Annotated in this window: 19 protein-coding genes and 1 tRNA gene; 14 read left to right on the top strand and 6 right to left on the bottom strand. The window is 46.2% G+C overall.

The features are described from left to right. The first annotated feature begins 73 nt into the window (after positions 1-73). The 4 genes from V1L52_RS09615 to V1L52_RS09600 all read left to right on the top strand — a co-directional run bounded on the left by V1L52_RS09615 (position 74) and on the right by V1L52_RS09600 (position 3,962). Positions 74-1,000 (top strand): dihydrodipicolinate synthase family protein, encoded by a 927-nt coding sequence (locus V1L52_RS09615; RefSeq protein WP_428769122.1) that lies wholly within the window; start codon positions 74-76, stop codon positions 998-1,000. Positions 1,001-1,022: 22 nt separating this feature from the next. Further along, positions 1,023-2,021: a sialic acid TRAP transporter substrate-binding protein SiaP gene (locus V1L52_RS09610; protein WP_428769121.1), complete on the top strand. Its 999-nt coding sequence runs from the start codon at positions 1,023-1,025 to the stop codon at positions 2,019-2,021. An 82-nt stretch (positions 2,022-2,103) separates the two neighbouring features. Next, entirely contained in the window at positions 2,104-2,682 is a 579-nt protein-coding gene (locus V1L52_RS09605; RefSeq protein WP_428769119.1) for a TRAP transporter small permease, read from the top strand. After that, positions 2,679-3,962, top strand: a complete 1,284-nt coding sequence (locus tag V1L52_RS09600; protein ID WP_428769118.1) for a TRAP transporter large permease — start codon at positions 2,679-2,681, stop codon at positions 3,960-3,962. Before V1L52_RS09605 ends, V1L52_RS09600 begins: the two co-directional genes overlap by 4 nt. Positions 3,963-4,017: 55 nt before the next feature. Here the strand turns inward: V1L52_RS09600 and purN are convergent, their stop codons facing one another. The 5 genes from purN to purE are packed head-to-tail and all read right to left on the bottom strand — an operon-like array spanning position 4,018 to position 8,491. Next, positions 4,018-4,704 carry a phosphoribosylglycinamide formyltransferase gene (gene purN / locus V1L52_RS09595; protein WP_428769116.1) on the bottom strand — a complete coding sequence of 229 codons (687 nt, stop codon included), beginning with the start codon at positions 4,702-4,704 and terminating at the stop codon, positions 4,018-4,020. Between the two features lie 11 nt (positions 4,705-4,715). Further along, entirely contained in the window at positions 4,716-5,822 is a 1,107-nt protein-coding gene (gene purM, locus V1L52_RS09590) for a phosphoribosylformylglycinamidine cyclo-ligase (protein WP_428769115.1), read from the bottom strand. 19 nt (positions 5,823-5,841) lie between these two features. Further along, entirely contained in the window at positions 5,842-7,263 is a 1,422-nt protein-coding gene (gene purF, locus V1L52_RS09585) for an amidophosphoribosyltransferase (RefSeq protein WP_428769113.1), read from the bottom strand. Next, positions 7,260-7,982 carry a phosphoribosylaminoimidazolesuccinocarboxamide synthase gene (gene purC, locus V1L52_RS09580; protein WP_428769111.1) on the bottom strand — a complete coding sequence of 241 codons (723 nt, stop codon included), beginning with the start codon at positions 7,980-7,982 and terminating at the stop codon, positions 7,260-7,262. The genes purF and purC overlap by 4 nt, the downstream gene beginning before the upstream one ends. Further along, entirely contained in the window at positions 7,979-8,491 is a 513-nt protein-coding gene (purE, locus tag V1L52_RS09575; protein ID WP_428769109.1) for a 5-(carboxyamino)imidazole ribonucleotide mutase, read from the bottom strand. The genes purC and purE overlap by 4 nt, the downstream gene beginning before the upstream one ends. 84 nt (positions 8,492-8,575) lie before the next feature. On the opposite strand from purE, the gene V1L52_RS09570 reads away from it, so the two are divergent. From V1L52_RS09570 to truA, 10 genes are all read left to right on the top strand, one after another. Continuing rightward, positions 8,576-8,648: transfer RNA gene (locus tag V1L52_RS09570), tRNA-Met, on the top strand. 138 nt (positions 8,649-8,786) lie between these two features. Then, on the top strand, positions 8,787-8,978 hold the full coding sequence (locus V1L52_RS09565) for a DNA-directed RNA polymerase subunit omega (RefSeq protein WP_428769107.1): 192 nt from the start codon (positions 8,787-8,789) through the stop codon (positions 8,976-8,978). Next, positions 8,956-9,927: a tRNA (adenosine(37)-N6)-dimethylallyltransferase MiaA gene (gene miaA / locus V1L52_RS09560; protein WP_428769105.1), complete on the top strand. Its 972-nt coding sequence runs from the start codon at positions 8,956-8,958 to the stop codon at positions 9,925-9,927. The genes V1L52_RS09565 and miaA overlap by 23 nt, the downstream gene beginning before the upstream one ends. Positions 9,928-10,226: 299 nt before the next feature. After that, positions 10,227-12,152: a 1-deoxy-D-xylulose-5-phosphate synthase gene (dxs, locus tag V1L52_RS09555; RefSeq protein ID WP_428771826.1), complete on the top strand. Its 1,926-nt coding sequence runs from the start codon at positions 10,227-10,229 to the stop codon at positions 12,150-12,152. A 1-nt stretch (position 12,153) separates the two neighbouring features. Then, positions 12,154-13,026, top strand: coding sequence for a dihydropteroate synthase (gene folP / locus V1L52_RS09550; RefSeq protein WP_428769103.1), 873 nt, complete (start codon positions 12,154-12,156; stop codon positions 13,024-13,026). Between the two features lie 26 nt (positions 13,027-13,052). Continuing rightward, positions 13,053-13,847 (top strand): diadenylate cyclase CdaA, encoded by a 795-nt coding sequence (gene cdaA, locus V1L52_RS09545; protein ID WP_428769101.1) that lies wholly within the window; start codon positions 13,053-13,055, stop codon positions 13,845-13,847. Beyond that, positions 13,844-14,884 (top strand): CdaR family protein, encoded by a 1,041-nt coding sequence (locus V1L52_RS09540; protein WP_428769099.1) that lies wholly within the window; start codon positions 13,844-13,846, stop codon positions 14,882-14,884. The genes cdaA and V1L52_RS09540 overlap by 4 nt, the downstream gene beginning before the upstream one ends. After that, positions 14,881-15,282 carry a holo-ACP synthase gene (locus V1L52_RS09535; protein ID WP_428769097.1) on the top strand — a complete coding sequence of 134 codons (402 nt, stop codon included), beginning with the start codon at positions 14,881-14,883 and terminating at the stop codon, positions 15,280-15,282. The genes V1L52_RS09540 and V1L52_RS09535 overlap by 4 nt, the downstream gene beginning before the upstream one ends. Positions 15,283-15,314: 32 nt before the next feature. Then, on the top strand, positions 15,315-16,214 hold the full coding sequence (locus V1L52_RS09530; RefSeq protein WP_428769095.1) for a DUF2225 domain-containing protein: 900 nt from the start codon (positions 15,315-15,317) through the stop codon (positions 16,212-16,214). 27 nt (positions 16,215-16,241) lie between these two features. After that, positions 16,242-17,003: a tRNA pseudouridine(38-40) synthase TruA gene (truA, locus tag V1L52_RS09525; protein WP_428769093.1), complete on the top strand. Its 762-nt coding sequence runs from the start codon at positions 16,242-16,244 to the stop codon at positions 17,001-17,003. Here truA and V1L52_RS09520 read toward each other — a convergent pair. Continuing rightward, the gene (locus V1L52_RS09520; RefSeq protein ID WP_428769091.1) at positions 17,000-17,428 is read right to left on the bottom strand and encodes a metal-dependent transcriptional regulator; all 429 of its coding nucleotides are present in this window, start codon (positions 17,426-17,428) and stop codon (positions 17,000-17,002) included. The two genes, truA and V1L52_RS09520, sit on opposite strands and share 4 nt — an antisense overlap. Positions 17,429-17,435: the final 7 nt, after the last annotated feature.

Below are 17,435 nucleotides of genomic sequence, written 5' to 3'. Positions count from 1 at the left end.
GAATTCCTGATATAATATATTTTAATAGAAAACTTTGTTCTCTATTAGAGAACGATGGTACAAAGAGGCTAAGGTGGAATTTAAAATCAACGGCGGTGCGTGGCCGACCATGATAACCTTGTTTACCCCGGACGGTAAACTTGACGAAAGCTTAAACAGGCTTGCGGCCAAAAGATTGGCCGATATGGGAAGCGGCGGTATTTTTGCGGTTTGCCAATCTTCGGAAATGTTTTTTTTAAGCATCGAAGAAAAAGTAAAGTTGGCCCGGCTTGTAAAAGAAGAAATAGGCTCCGATGTTTCACTGGTTGTTTCGGGGCACACGGCAGACGCTTTGGAAGAACAGATTTCGGATTTAAAACAACTTAATACCGTCGGGGCGGATGCTCTGGTTTTGGTAACAAACCGTTTGGACCCGAAAAACGAGGGATTTGAAATATTTAAAAGAAATACACAGGCGATTTTGGATGCATTGCCGAATACCGTTTTCGGCCTGTATGAATGTCCCTATCCGTCGTTACGCTTACTTTCGGATGAAGAACTTATATGGTGTGCAAAAACGGGCAGGATACGCTTTTTAAAAGATGTGTCCTGTAATGCCGAGGTACAAACACGCCGTGTAAAACTTACCGAAGGTACGCAGCTTAAACTCTATAATGCGAATACGGAAACCCTGCTTCATTCACTGCGCTGCGGTTATACGGGCTATAACGGCGTCATGGGGAATTTTCACATAGACTTGTATAAGTGGCTTTGTTCGCATATGGATGACGAAAAAGCCGACTATGTGCAAAAAGAACTTTTTGAGATGAGCTTGATAGAAAAGGTTTCGTATCCCGTTAATGCAAAATATTATTTGCAATTAAAGGGATACAATGCTTCCGTTTTTACGCGGAGTAAATCGCGGGATCTTTTAAGCGAAGAAGAAAAAGACAAGGTTTTGCGGCAATTAAAAAGGGAAACGGCTTTGCGCGGCGAGCTTGACTTGCCCATGCAAAGATAAGGTATAGTTTCAGGAGGTTGATATGAAAAAAATTGTAAGTGTGTTGAGTGTGTTTGTTTTGGCCTGTGCGGTATTTGCAGGAGGGGCAAAAGATGCGGGTAAACCGGTAACACTCATTTATTCGACGAACTGTACGCCTTCCGATGCACATGACAAGGGAGCGCTTGAATTCAAACGCGTGTTGGAACAGGTTTCCGGCGGTACGATGAAGGTTGAATATTACAACCAGGGAACATTGTTCAAACAGGATGCGGAAGTTGCTGCGGTAAAATCGGGCGATGCCGATATTGTATACTTAAGTGCAAGCTGGTTAGCCGAAAACTCTCCATGGGTTTCCATGTTCAGTGCCGGTTATGTGTTTTCCGGATATGAGCAGATGACCAAGATCTTAAACGGCGAAATAGGCAAAAGCGCCTTTGCCCGCATTGAAAAAGAACAGGGTGTCTTACCCTTAGCGGCCTATTATTTGGGTACCAGACAAATCAACCTGATTGCCGATAAGGCTATAAAAACGCCTGCCGATTTAAAAGGTGTCAATTTGCGTATGCCCGGATCGGAAAGCTGGATTAAATTGGGTAAGGCGATGGGGGCAAATCCTACACCGCTTGCTTTTTCCGAATTGTATTTGGCTCTGCAGTCTAAAACAATAGACGGACAGGAAAACCCGCTTCCTACGGTTATAAACGCAAAATTTTATGAAGTTACCAAATCAATTTCCGTCACCAATCACCTGGTTGACTCGGTATGGCCGACAATAAACAGTGCCAAGTGGAAATCTTTGACCGACCAGCAAAAGGCATGGGTAATGGAAGCCGTATTAGCCGGCAAAAAAGTTTGTGATGAACAAAACCTGAATAGGGAAAAAGAAGCTATTACCTTTCTTGAAGGTAAGGGGTTAAAGGTTTATTACGCCGATTTGGCCGCTTTCCAAAAAACGGTTCTTGATGCTTATTTATCGGATAAAGCGTTTACTAAGGAGTGGGATTTACAATTGCTTGATCAAATAAGAAAAGCAAAATAATGATGTAGTCATAATTATACATTAAAAGGCTGCTTTGATATATTTCAAAACAGCCTTTTATTATAATATAAAGGATTCGGATATGAAAATGCTTAAAACGGTTATACGTGTTATTCGGGATATATTTGAAGTTTATATACCGTCTCTGGTTTTTGTGCTGATGTTTATTGTTTTTGTGCTTCAGATTTTTTTCAGATATATATTGAAGAGTCCCCTTACATGGACAATGGAATGTACACTGATTTGTTTTTGTTATATTGTAACATTAGGAGCTTGTTATGCTGCACGTAAACAGACTCATGTTATTTTTACCCTTGTATATGATTCGGTTAAGGCACCTTTTAAATATATTTTGAGCATGTGCGGCAATCTTATTATCATTGCAGCTTTTTTAATAATGCTCAAACCCTCATTTTCCTTTATTCGTTTTATGTCCTTTCAAAAAACTTCCGTTTTAAAGCTCGGTATGAACATTGTGTTTGCACCGTTTTTAATATTGCTTTTATCCGTGATTTTTTATCAAACGGTTGAATTGCTGGAAACCTTGTTATCCATGAAGCGCGGCGAGGATGTTTTCTTAATAGATAGAGATGAGGATACCGCTTTGGGCCGGCTTTTTAAAAAAAATAACGATATCAAATTACAAGGGGGTATAAAATGAGTTTTCCTCTATTGGCCGCCATTATTGTTTTTGTATTGATTTTTATATTAAAGATGCCTATTTCGCTGGGTATGCTTGCCGCCGGACTGTATTATTTTTTATTCAGCGGGTTAAAACTGACTTTAGTTGCAAATCAGGTTATGAATCAATTATATTCCAATTATGTTTTGATTGCCGTTCCGCTTTTTATTTTTACCGCCAATATTATGAACAGCGGAAAAATTACCGCAATGGTATTCAAATTTGCAAATGCTCTTGTAGGTAAACGCCATGGGGGATTAGGACATGTGAATATAGTAGCTTCGGTTATCTTTTCGGGAATGACCGGTTCGGCGATAGCCGATGCTTCCGGCTTGGGCAAAATGGAAATAGCGGCAATGCGTGAAGAGGGGTATGATGACGGATTCAGCTGTGCAATAACGGCCGCTTCGGCGACGATCGGCCCCATCTTTCCTCCTTCCATTCCTCTTGTTATATATGCAATGTTTTCAAACACATCGGTCGGTGAGTTGTTTTTAGGAGGGACTCTGCCCGGATTACTAATTGCGTTTGCTTTGGGAATATATGTTATGATTGTTTCCAAAAAGCGGCACTATCCTCAAGGCGTACAAATGCCTCTTAGAGATTTTATAGCCTTCGGCTTACAATCTCTTCCTTCTTTGCTTACACCGGTGATTTTATTGCTTGGGATTTATACAGGTGTTATGACACCGACTGAAGCGGGTGCCGTTGCGGGCTTATATGCAATCCTTATATCGATTTTTGCTTATAAAAGTTTGGGTTTTCATGATTTTAAAAAAGTGGTTTATGACACCGTTAAAGATACCGGCGGTGTGAGTTTAATGGTAGGCGCTGCAGCCGTTATTTCATTTATCGTTGCAAAAGAACAAATCGGTGTTTCTCTCGGACATTTTGTACTCGGCTTGACGGATAACAAATATATATTTTTAATTATTGTCAATGTTATGATTCTCATCTTGGGAATGTTTATCGATACATCCTGTATTCAATTGATTTTTGTTCCGATTCTTATACCTCTGGCTTCGGCTTTAGGCATTGACCTTGTGCATTTCGGTGTTATGGTGACGCTGAATATGATGATCGGCTTATCAACACCTCCGTTCGGAATGCTTCTATTCATTACGTCAAATATAAGCGGTACGCCTTTGAAAGAAGTTATCCGTGAAATCCGCTTTCCGCTTGCGGCAATGATCGTCGTTCTGTTAGTGGTTACTTTTATCCCTCAAAGTGTCTTATTTATTCCGTCACTTTTAAAATAGCGGTTAGAGCTGTCAAAAAATGTTTATTTTTCGACAGCTCCATTGTCGGTACTGCTTATATGCAAAGCGCCTTTGCAGCCATACATACCGCTTCGACTATAGCCTTGTGTTCTTCGGGTGCAAGGCGGGCGGCAAGGGTTTCGGGTGTGTCGCCGGGCAAAACGGGAATTTTTTTTTGCAAAATGATTTTTCCCGTGTCGCAGCCGGAATTGACAAAGTGAACGGTACAGCCCGACTCCTTTTTACCCGATGCGAGCACCGCCTCATGAACGTGATGCCCCCACATGCCTTCTCCGCCGAAATCGGGTAAAAGGGCGGGATGGAGGTTTATAATTCGCCCTTCATATTCGTCAATCAGCTTGCCGCTTAAAACGGTTAAAAAGCCCGCCAAAACGATGAGTTCTATTCCGCGCTCTTTACATAATGCAAGTATGCGCTTCGATACGGCTTGCCGTTTTTCGTTTTTGGAAGCTTGTGCCGCCCCTTGTGCGCCGAGAATCGCATAGGGGCTTACGATTTCAGTACGGATTCCCGCCTTGCATGCGCGCTCAATGGCATAAGCTTTTTTTGTGTCGCTGAACACGGCTTCAATGCGGTAGGGGCAGGGCGCCTGCGTTTTTTCGTAATCGATTAAAGCTTGCAGGTTTGTGCCGCCGCCGGATACGAGGACGGCCGTTTTGCATGCTTTGTTCGGTTTATGCACGGCATTTTCGGACAACCGATTTTCGGCTGCTCTATCCATTTTTAAAGTCCTTATTCAAATAAAACCGCCTCTTCCTGCCTCAGAGCCGCCGGCGCCTTCGCACGTGAAGCGCCGGCACCTGAATCGGCCGCACCCGATACATCAACTTTTCCGATACTATAGGCTGCAATGCCGCATTCTTTAAAAAACTCAAGCGCCCTTGTTTCATAATCGGGCGAAAGGGCAAGCACAAAGCCGATTCCCATATTAAAAGTATAAAACATCTTGTCCGCGTCGGCGCCGAGCTTAACCAGTTCATCGAATATCGGCAGTACCGGCCAGCTGTCTTTGCGTATGCGGGCGCACAGGGAGGCTTTACCTTGACTTCGGCGGACAGCATCCGCTGCGGTAAACATGCGCGGAATGTTTTCGTAAAAGCCGCCGCCCGTAATATGCACCATGCCGCGCACCGCCGCTGTTGAATGATTGTCGAGTTTGTCCAACAAATCGAGGACGGGTTTAACGTAAATGCGCGTCGGCTCCAAAAGCGTAAGACCTATGGAAGAAGTTCCGAAGGGGCGCTCGAAATCTTTTACGAGGCGGCGCACCAGAGAAAAGCCGTTTGAATGCACCCCGCTTGACTCAAGGCCGATAAGTACATCCCCCTCGCTTATCTTTTCTCCGCTTATAATATGAGCTTTTTCGGCGATTCCGACGCTGAAGCCCGCTATATCGTATTTTCCCTTATCGTAAAAGCCGGGCATTTCCGCCGTTTCGCCGCCCAAAAGGGCGCAGCCGGATTGCACGCAGCCGTCGGCAATTCCTTTTACCAAATCGGCGGCGACCGACGAATCCAAGGCGCCGCATGCGATATAATCCAAAAAGTACAGGGGACGTGCGCCGCAGCATAAAATATCGTTTACGCACATGGCCACGCAGTCTATACCGACCGTATCGTATTTTTTAAGGGCAAAGGCTATATCGAGTTTGGTTCCCACACCGTCGGTTCCGGAAACCATAACCGGCTCTTTGTAGCCTTTCGGAACTTCGAACATGCCCGCAAAGCCGCCGATACCGTTTAAAACACCCGGAATAAGGGTACGCTTTACTTCGGCCTTGTATTTTTCGACGGCGCGGTAACCCTCGTGTACGTCAACTCCCGCTTGTTTATAATCCATGTATTGATGCTCCTTGTTTTTATATACGCTTGCCGGACAGTTCTCCGGCCGCGGGCATGGGATACTCTCCCGTAAAACAGCCCGTACAATAGCCCGTCGCGGCAGGGCACAAGTCTTTTAAAGCGCTTATCATTCCCTCTATGGAAATAAAGGCAAGCGAATCGGCGCCGATTTTTTTGCAAATTTGTTTTTCCGTCAGCGAAGACGAAATCAAGTCCGCACGGCAGGGCGTGTCTATACCGAAATAGCAGGGAAACTTTACCGGAGGCGATGAAATGCGGAAATGCACTTCCTTTGCTCCCGCGCGGCGCAGTACGTCGATAAGGCGGTGAGCCGTTGTTCCGCGTACAATCGAATCGTCTATAATCACCACACGCTTACCGTTTACATCGCTTTTTAAAGCGTTCAATTTTACAAAAACGGTTTTTTCGCGCGCATCCTGAGTCGGAGCGATAAAGCTTCGCCCTATATATTTGTTTTTTACGATTCCCATCGCATAGGGAATGCCCGAAGCGGCGGAATAGCCCATTGCAGAGCCCAAGCCCGAATCGGGAACCCCGATAACCACGTCGGCTTCGACACCGCTTTCTTTTGCCAACACCGCTCCCATGCGCAATCGGGCTTCCTGAACGGGAATACCGTCGATAATCGAATCGGGGCGGGCAAAGTATATGTATTCGAACAGACAGGTTTGCTTTGCCGTGCGCTCGCCGAACTCAAAGGATAAAACCCCGTCTTCGTTTATAATGACGATTTCTCCGGGCTGAATGTCGCGCACCAATTCCGCACCGACCGCATCGAGGGCGCAGCTTTCGCTTGCAAGCATCCAGCCGTTTTCGGTTTTTCCCAAACACAGGGGACGGATTCCCTGCGGGTCGCGCGCGCCTACCAAACACTTTTCGGTCATAACGCAGAGGGCAAACGAACCCTTTATCATTTGAATGGTGTCGGTTAAAGCGCGTTCCATACCCTTTTTGTAGTTTTTACCGATAAGTTTTATAATAACTTCCGAATCGCTTTGAGAAATAAAGGTCGAGCCGGTTTCTTCGAGCAATTCTTTTAACTGCTCATAGTTTACCAAGTTCCCGTTATGAGAAACGGCAATAGCGCCGAGTTTAGACCTTGTTACAAAGGGCTGGGCGTTTTCAATATGGGCGTGCTGCGAAGTCGAATACAAAACGTGTCCGACGGCAATATGGCCGTGAATGGGCTGCAGAACGGAAGCGTTAAAGACCTCGCTCACCAGCCCCATCGCCTTGTGCCGTTCGATATTTGTACCGTCGGAAACGGCAATGCCTGCGCTTTCCTGACCGCGGTGCTGTAACGAATGAAGGGCATAATAGCACAGTTTTCCGGCACCGTCTGCGCCCTTATTCAAATAAATACCGGCAACACCGCACGCTTCGTGCAGCTTATCGTCACACAATGTACCGCAGCTCAATTTTTCATCCTGTTGAGGATTTCGACATAGGCTTCTTTTACATTGCCCATATCGCGGCGGAAGCGGTCTTTGTCGAGTTTTTCGTTTGTTTTTGCATCCCAAAAGCGGCATGTATCAGGCGATATTTCATCGGCAAGAAGGATATTGCCTTGCGAGTCTTTACCGAATTCGATTTTAAAGTCGATTAAGCGTATACCGCGCTCAATAAAAAAGGCGCTTAAAATATCGTTGATTTTTGCCGTTACCTCGTAGATAACCTTCAATTCATCCCACGTCGCAGCTCCGATGGCCACCGCGTGATAATCGTTAATAAGCGGGTCTCCCAAAGCGTCGTCCTTATAGGAGATTTCGAATATCGTCGTTTTAAGGGCCGAACCTTCGGGAACGCCGAGCCGTTTACTGAACGAGCCTGCGGCAACATTGCGCACAATTACTTCGAGCGGAATAATGCTCACCTTTTTACACAGGGTTTCGCGCTCGCTTATGCGGCGCACGTAGTGGGTGTGAATGCCCTTTTTTTCAAGCAGTTCAAACAGCATATCGGCGATGGTATTGTTCATAATACCTTTTTCGTCAATTGTTCCCTTTTTTTCGCCGTTAAAAGCGGTGGCCGAATCCTTGTAATCAAGGATAACCAAATCGGGATTGTCGGTTGCAAAAACCTTTTTTGCCTTGCCCTCGTAGAGCATGTCCAGTTTTTTTACGGTAGTGTCGCTCATAATGTTACCCCCGTTCCGCCGTTTTCGGCTGCGTCATGCGCCAAGCGAGTGCGGAATTGTTTTAATTTTTCTTTTAATTCAGGATATTTTACCGCAAGGATTTCGGCTGCCAAATATGCGGCGTTTGCGGCATTGTTTATGCCGACGCAGGCGACCGGAATCTGTTTGGGCATTTGTACTATCGACAAAAGGGCATCCATGCCGCCCAGGCCGTTGGAAGAACGCCCCTGCGAATCGGAAAAAAGGCATTCGAGCGGAACTCCGATAACGGGCAGTACCGTAGCCGAAGCGATAACGCCGGGTAAGTGCGCGGCAAGGCCGGCTCCGGCGATGATAACCTCGCAGCCTTCGTTTTCAACCTGCTTAACCGTTTGGGCAAGCAAATCGGGCGTGCGGTGGGCGGACAGTACGTAAGCGGAATAGTCTATGCCGAATTCGCGTAAAACGTCGGCGGCTTTTTTCATCGTACCCGTGTCCGATTTTGAACCGAAAAATATTGCAGCTTTCATTTTCGGAGTATACCACGTTCGCAATCTTATAGCAAGGGATGTATTGACACAAAGCCGCCTCTATGCTATTATCCTTTTTAACACGGCGGCATAGCTCAGTCGGTAGAGCAAACGGCTCATATCCGTTCGGTCATAGGTTCAAGTCCCATTGCCGCTATAAAAGCCTCGGCGCATTGCCGGGGCTTTTTTTATGCCTTATCTTAAAATTTCACCTTGACGAAGCCCTAAAAACCTGATAACCTATATCGTACTGTTTTCCGGTGCAAGTGCCGGATCTTATAAGACGGAGTTGTGTATGATTTTTCCCTTACAGGAACTGGTGCATTTTGAAGATAATGTCTACGAAATAACTTGTGCGGCAAGCCGCCGTGCCTACCAGCTTTCAATGGTAAAAGATCCCGACATTGAAAATAATGACGGAAAAGTTGTGTCCCTTGCCGCCCGTCAGCTTTTTTCAAAACAGGTTGAATACCGCATCGAAGAATAACCCCCTCATTGTTATCTGCGCGCCGACGGCTTGCGGTAAAACATCGTTTGCCGAGTCTTTGTTCGCCCGGGGTGCGCCTTTCTCATTTTCAGGCAGGGCCGAAGTTATCAGTGCCGATTCCATGCAGGTGTACCGCGGCTTTAATATCGGAACGGCAAAACCGGATAAAGTTCTGCTCGAAAAGCTTCCCCATCACCTTATCGATATATGCGGGCCGCGGGGAAGTTTCGGGGCGGGGGACTTTGTGCGTAAAACCCTTGAAGCAGCCCGGGATATCTACAGCCGCAAAAAAATTCCCGTTATCGTAGGCGGTACCGGTTTTTATATCAGAAATTTTATCTACGGACTTCCTCCCACCCCTCGGGCGGATCCCCTGTTACGCGAAAAAATTGCCCGCCGAATGGAAAACGAAGGTGCCGAAGTACTATGGAAAGAACTTGAAGTCCTTGATCCGGTAAGCGCGCATAAAATTCATCTCCACGATGAGTACCGTATAAAGCGCGCCTTGGAAGTGTGTACGGCATCGGGAAAGCCCCTGAGTTCTTTTTCGGCTGCACAAAAGCCGCGCGAGGGCTTTTCCTTTTTGATTTTATCCTTACAAAGAAGCCGGGCCGAATTGTACGAACGTATCGATAAACGAGTTGAGCTTATGTTTGAGCAGGGGCTTGCAGATGAGGTGCGCTCTTTGGTATCTTCCGGCTGCCGTGCCGAAGATCCCGCCATGCAGGCGATAGGCTACCGCGAGTTTTTTACGGCGGCCGGCAGCTTAAATCGGGATACGCAAGCGGTAAAAGAACTTATCAAAAAAGACAGCCGAGCCTATGCAAAGCGCCAGCAAACGTTTTTTAAAGCATTTACCGATGCCGCAGATCTTAATGCGGACGATATTGAAGGCGGCGAAAAAAAAATCGCGGAATTTTTAGGTGCATCGATAAATATACTTGACTGATATGCAAAATTCGGTCATAATATATACAGTTTTTAAATAAGATAAGGAGTGCTGTTGTGCCCTGTGGTAAAAAGAGAAAGCGTCAAAAAATAGCTACTCATAAGCGGAAGAAAAAGCTCAGAAGAAATCGGCATAAAAACAAATAGATTCCCTTTTGTGTACTCTATTGGCTATGCAACAAGAAGGCTGCGGGTGCGGTATTATATCGTCCGGCGGTCTTTTTTTTACCGTTTGCACCTTTTGTTGTATAATGTGTAACCTGAATTAAGGCGCGGTATTTAAATAATGATTTTACTCATATACTTCTTGATTTTTTAGAGGAGAGCCTTATTCTGCTTGAAAATATAGATTGTCCCGACGACATAAAGCAATTAAACATAAAGGAACTTAAAAAGTTATCCGTAGAAATACGCGGCCGTATTATAGATACGGTCGGAAAAACGGGCGGACATCTTGCAAGTAATTTGGGTGTGGTTGATCTTACGATTGCCCTGCACAAGGTATTTGACAGTCCTTCCGATGCCTTTATTTGGGATGTAAGCCACCAGTGTTACGCGCATAAGATACTTACCGGACGCAATAACCGTTTTGATACGCTGCGTCAAAAAGACGGACTTGCCGGTTTTACAAAACGGGAGGAAAGTCCTCACGATTGGTTTGATGCCGGACATGCGTCCACATCGATTTCGTCTGCTCTGGGCTTACTGGTAGGCAGGCGTTTGAAAAAAGAAAAGGGGAAGGTTATTGCCGTTATCGGAGACGGCGCCCTCACCGGCGGTATGGCTATGGAAGCTCTTTCACATGCGGGTCAGCTTTCCGAAGATTTGGTGATTGTTTTAAACGATAATCAAATGTCCATAAACGGCAATACGGGGGCTCTTTCGCGTTATTTAAGCCGCCTTACAATGACCGCCCCTTATCAAACATTCCGCTATAACTTCGACCGCCTGGTTGAAAAGATTCCCCTTATCGGAAAGCCCTTTATGAATATCGTATTCCGCTTAAAGCGGGCGGTAAAGGGTTTGGTTTTTCCGAGCAACTTTTTTTCGGATTGGGGCTTTGAATATGTCGGCCCGTTAAACGGTCATCATATGGAACAAATGATTACGGTGTTTAAGCGCATAAAAAAACTGCGCCGTCCCGTTGTCGTACATGTGGTAACCCAAAAGGGAAGGGGCTATGCTCCCGCCGAAAGCGATCCGGTGTCGTATCACGGGTATTCGCCTAAAACGTCAAAAAAAGCCGTCCGTCCTTCTTTTACGGAAGTATTTTCACACATTCTCACCGCTGCCGCGGAAAAAGACGAGCGTATAACGGCAATTACCGCCGCAATGACCGACGGTACGGGCTTAACCGAATTCGAGCGCCGTTTTCCTTTGCGCTTTTTCGATACGGGTATTGCCGAACAGCATGCGGTTACCTTTGCAGGCGGCTTGGCCCGTGCAGGCTTAAAGCCGGTTACCGCGATTTATTCAACCTTTATTCAGCGTGCGGTCGACCAGCTGATTCACGATATAGCCCTGCAAAAGGGTGCGGGTATCTTTATGCTCGATCGTTCCGGGGCCGTCCCCGGCGACGGCGAAACCCATCAGGGTATTTTTGATATCTCGCTTTTGCGCCCCGTGCCCAACCTCTCCCTTTTAGCACCCGCTTCCGAAAAAGAGTTGGAACTTTGTTTTAACTGGGCGCTGACGCAAAACAGTCCCGTTGTGATACGCTATCCTAAAAGCCCGTGTCCCGCCGAACACAGGGAATTCGCTTCCCCCGTCATTGAGGGCCGGGGCGTGTTACTTAAAGAACCTGCCGCTTCCGGGAAGCTTTCCTCCGCTTCGGCTTTATCGCTGTCCGATCCCGCCGATAAGATTCTTCTCGTGTGTACGGGCGGCATCTTCCCCGAAGTTTTGGAAGCTTCTCGCGAATTATATAAATGCGGAAAATCCGCCGATATTTACAATCTTCGCTTTTTAAAGCCCTTGGATAAGGCATATTTTTTGTCCGTCGCTTCTTCTTATGAGCGCGTTTTGTTTATCGAAGACGGTATACGTATCGGCGGTATAGGCACCTATTTGGAGTCCCTGCTCGACCGATATACCGACGGAAAAAAGACGGGCGTAAGCGGTTTTCCCGACCGCTTTTTGGCTCAAGGCAGCCGTGGCGAGATTTTAAAGGATGCCCACTTGGACGGTCCTTCTTTGGCATATAAAGCTTTAAAAATGTGGAATTGATATGCCGCTCCCGCTACCTCCTCCCATACCCTTGGCAAACCGCATCCTCACAACCGAAAAGCCCGCCTATATTATGTCGATCGTAAACTGCACCCCCGATTCTTTTTGGGAGCTTTCCCGCTCGTATTCCGCTTCCCGTGCGGCCGAAAGCGCTCTCGAACATTTTGAAGCGGGGGCCGATATTGTCGATATAGGCGGGGAGTCGAGCCGTCCGGGTTCCGATTATGTGAGTGCGGACGAGCAGACAGCACGTATTGTTCCCGTTATCGAAGAAATCCGCCGCCATTCGATGAAGGCACTGTCTGTCGATACAAGACTTTTAAGCGTTATGGAGGCCGCCCGTCAAGCCGGAGCGGATATTTTAAACGATATATCGGCGCTGGAAGACGATAAAAACCTTGCCTCTTTTGCCGCATCCGAAAAAATCCCGGTTATTTTAATGCATAAAAGGGGAACACCCCTTATCATGCAGGACAATACCGATTATACTGATGTTGTGCGGGATATTGCCTCATACCTTTCAAATAGGATAGAATATGCCGTATCCGAGGGAATAGAGCCTCAAAAGATTATCGTCGATCCGGGGGTCGGATTCGGAAAAGACATGGCTGCAAACATAAGCCTTATCCGTTCGGGCGATATTCTTCTCAACCTTATACGGGAGCGTACGGGTATACGGATTGAACATAACCTGATGGGCTTATCGCGCAAAACGGTTATCGGAGAGATTACGGGAAAAGAAACGGCCGGACGTTTGGCCGGTTCTCTTGCGGCACATATGATTGCCGTACAAAAAGGCTATACCCTGCTGCGTGTACACGACACAAGTGAAACCGCGGATATGCTTCGTGTGTTGGACGCTTTGGGCGGATAAGCGAACGTTATAATAAAGGAACAGTTATGGGCAATTTGGAACGATTTCCGGCAATATACGAGTACATACGCCCCGTTTTGGACATAGGCGTTCTTGCCTTTATTTTGTATAAAATGTACGGCCTCATCGTAAAGACGCAAAGCTTGCAAATCATAAAATTCGGATTTACGATTTTAACCGCCTATGTCTTTGCCCGTATTTTGAATTTATCAATGCTTTTATGGCTGCTGAATCTCTTGGCCCCCGGTGTGTTAATCGGTTTTGCAATCGTTTTTCAACCTGAATTGCGCAAAATTATTTTTAAGCTCGGTCAAGCCCAGTGGTTTAAATTACGCCGGCGCACAAAACACGCCTATATCGATTCGGTATTGATTGCGGCCGAAATGCTTTCCAAGCAAAAACGGGGTATGCTTGCCGTTTTTACGCGTAAAACTTCTCTTAAAGATATTATGGATACCGGTACCTATTTGAATGCCGACCTTACATCGAGCCTTTTGGTTACTATTTTCGGCCACGATACCCCCCTGCATGACGGTGCGGCGGTTATTCAGGACGGTAAGGTGACGGCAGCCGGCTGTTTTTTACCGCTTTCCGAGCAATACGACATACGTAAAACCTTCGGCACTCGGCACAGGGCGGCTCTCGGCGTATCGGAAGAAACCGATGCGGTTGTATTGATTGTGTCCGAAGAAAGCGGGGCAATCAGTCTGGCTTACGATTCTCATCTGCACTATGATTTAACGATGGAGCAGCTGACGGCAACCTTGGAAACGCTGTTGGATATTACGGCGGGTTCGGCCGACAGGGAGGAAGCGGCATGAAATTACACGAATTTACCGCCGAATTATTTTCAAATTGGCCCGTTAAACTCTTTTCAATTGCGGCTGCCGTTGTGTTGTATTTTTCGTATCAGCTTATTTCATTGGATTCAAAGTCTTTTTCCCTTCCTCTGCAAGTGCGCGAGGGGGGAAATTTCGTTCTTACCGAGTCTGCTCCCCAGTATGTGCGTGTTACCGTACGCGCGAAAACCGATAAGCTTGCGGTAATACAAAAAAGCGATATTCAAGCCTATATAGATACTTCTTCGGTAACCGCGGCCGGCCCCAATTCTTTGCAGGTTAAGCTTGAATTAAAGGATTTTTTTACCCTTATGGAGCCGCTCGACATACAGGTAAAACCGCATACTCTTTTGCTTTCGTTTGAAAAAAACGCATATAAAGTCGTCCCTCTAAAACCTCTGTTTTTCGGAACGCCTGCCGAAGGATTTGAAGTGTCCTCTTGGACGGTATCTCCGGCCGCCGTAAAAATTTCGGGACCGGAATCGATAACGGAATCGACTTCCGAAGTGTACACCGGTACAATAGATTTACGCGGCCGTAAAACCGGTTTTAAAGCTCCGATAACCGTTGAAAAATCTTCAAAACGGATCGAAATTCTCGATGTTCCGGATGCCACGATTAAAGTTGAAATAGCGGCTTCCTTGGGAAAACGTACTTTCCCCAATTTACCGGTCGGGATCTTTAATTTGAATGGAAAACTTCAAACCGCAGGCGATATGCCGAAGGTCAGCCTGGTTTTATCCGGAGGAAAAAAAGCTTTGGAAGCTTTTGTGCCCGATAATACGACGGTGCAAGCCGACTTTACCGATATAGATGCGGCCGGTACTTATTCGGTTCCGCTTCGTATATATATACCCGATGAGTTTTCGGTTGTCGGCATCGAGCCCCCGTTATTGAAGGTCGAGTTGAGCGAAAACAAAGCCTATATTCCTTCTTCGGAAAACGATGACGATTTTTCGGTTCAAACACAACCGGTTTTCCCCGCCGCCCTTGCAATGCTTTTTGAAGATGCCTTATGATTTCAGGATGCGGCATAGATATCGTTTGTACGGAACGCTTTTTACACTGGACGGAAAATCCGCCTCTTATGCGCCGTTTTTTTCATCCCGATGAATTGGAAGATGTGACGGCTGTAAGCAAGGGCAAGGCGGCTGAGCGTTTGGCCGTCCGTTTTGCGGCAAAAGAGGCCTTCGGAAAAGCCTTGGGAACGGGCTTGTCCGGTTTTAACTTGAACGATGTGTGTGTGCTGAAGGATGAGTCGGGCAGGCCCTTTTTGCGCTTGTACGGCGGGGCTGAAAAATTGTTTAAAAAAGGCGGCAATACCCGTGTGCATCTTTCATTGTCTCATGAAAAATGCTATGCTGTTGCACAGGTGATATTGGAATCGGAGCTGTTTGAAAAGCCTGCCGCTTTTTAGACGGCCTTTTTGACTTTTATCGGGAGGCGGTAATGCAGCGTTATGCAAAGAAATTTGAAAGTAAAAATCTGGCCGTTTCGTTTTATTCAAAACAAAAAATTATGTGCCCCTTTTGCAAAAAAAGCTTTGCAAAAGAAGAAATGCTTACCGGAGGCGGCCGCATGATAGCAGGTAATTTAACCGATGAGCTTCGAAGACTTTTTGAGCCGTCGGTTAAATTCGGTCCGATTTATCCGATGATTTATGCGGTTGCAGCCTGTCCGGTTTGTCATGCCGCCTTATTATGGAACGACTTTGAGCATTTTTCGAATGAGGAACTGATTGATAAAATCGTTGAGGACGAGGATGTACGTAAAAAAGCTGTTGAAACGATTTTTCCCTTTTACGATTTAAAGCACAACCGTACTCTTATCGACGGAGCGGCGGCTTATTATCTTGCCCTCCTGTGTTATGAAAAACTGCCTCACAATTATTCTCCTACAATAAAGAAAGCGCAAATATGCTTACGCCTTGCATGGCTTTCCGGAGATCTGAACGATTTGTGTCCCGACCGCGGTTTTGACTATATAAGCCGGCGCTTTTATTTTAAAGCCCTGTTTTTTTATCAAACGGCCCTTGAGTTTGAAACCGGCCGGGTTGAAAATATTACGGCAATAGGCAACTTCGGGCCCGATATAGATAAAAATTACGGTTATGACGGTGTAATTTACCTGTGTGCGCTTTTGGAATATAAATACGGTCAAAGGGATAATATTCCGGAACGCCTTAAAAAACTGGATGAGCTTAAACGGGCTATAGCGCGTATTTTCGGCTTGGGAAAATCTTCCAAAAGTAAACCGGGGCCTTTATTGGAACACTCGCGTAATTTATATGACAGTTTAACTGCCGAATTAAAAGAAGCCAATGTGTTGAACCTCGATGATGATGAATAAGCCGTCTTTTGATGCCGCGGATATGTTATGCGTAATATTTTATTAACTCTCTCGTATGACGGAAGCGCTTTTTGCGGCTGGCAGCGCCAGGAAAACGGAGTGCGTACCGTTCAGGAAGAAATTGAAAAAGTGTTGGCGCTTTTACATAAAGAAAATATCGTTTTGTACGGTTCGGGGCGTACCGATTCGGGTGTTCATGCCGCGGCTCAAGCTGCAAATTTTATATCGCCTATCGACGGGATTCCGCTTGCCAATTATATTCCGGCTTTAAACAGCCGCCTTCCGCACGACATCCGTATACACAGGGTCGAAGAAAAACCGTCGGATTTTAACGCGCGCTTTAATGCCGTCAGTCGTACCTACCGCTATTTTTTTTACTGCGGAAAAACTCCGAGTGCTCAGGATATGCCCTATGTATGGCCCCTGTACCGCTGGCCCGATGTTGCACGATTGAATAAAATGGCGCGCTGTTTGCAGGGCGAAACGGATTGTTCGGCCTTTGCCGCCGCCGGCGATAAAAGTCTTTCGAATAACCGTTTTATTGAACGCGCCGTTTTTTTTATGCAGGGCGATAAACTCGTATTCGAAATATGTGCAAATGCATTTTTATGGAAAATGGTGCGTTCCCTTGCCGGTACCTTTATCGAGCTTGAAAAAAAAGGCGGCACGGATGCGGAATTTAAAGAAATTCTGGAATCGAAGGACAGAAAAAAAGCTTTAACTACGGCGCCTGCACAGGGCTTGTTTTTATGGAACGTAAACTTTGAAGGAAAACGGGTTCATCCCTAGGATTTTTTTGTCTTTTTGACCGCCGGTGAGGTGTCAGCGGAACACAGGGAACAGTTTTTTGTTTTTGCGTGTTCAACGCAGTGTTCTATTTTTTTCAGCGTTTCATCGCTTAAAAAGTGTTCCATGAGACAGGCATCTTTTTCGGCGTTTTCCGCGGAAACCCCTAAATTATTTTGTAAAAAGCTGCTTATAGTATCGTGTTTGTGTTTTATTTCAAGGTATTTTTGTTTACCCAATTCGGTCATAATAATATCGCCGTAGGGTTCGTGTTCAATCATACCGCGGTCTTCAAGCAGATGGAGGGCAACATGCACCGAAGGCTTGGAGAGCTTAAGGCTTGCCGCAATGTCTTTTACACGGGGAATGCTGCCGTCCCGGGCCAAATTACCTATGGTTTCCAAATAATCTTCAAGGCTCTGTGTCATATTGATA

It is taken from the genome of Treponema sp. HNW, assembly GCF_050320395.1.
Lineage (GTDB): Bacteria > Spirochaetota > Spirochaetia > Treponematales > Treponemataceae > Treponema_C.
This window is presented reverse-complemented; position numbering and strand designations above follow the sequence as displayed.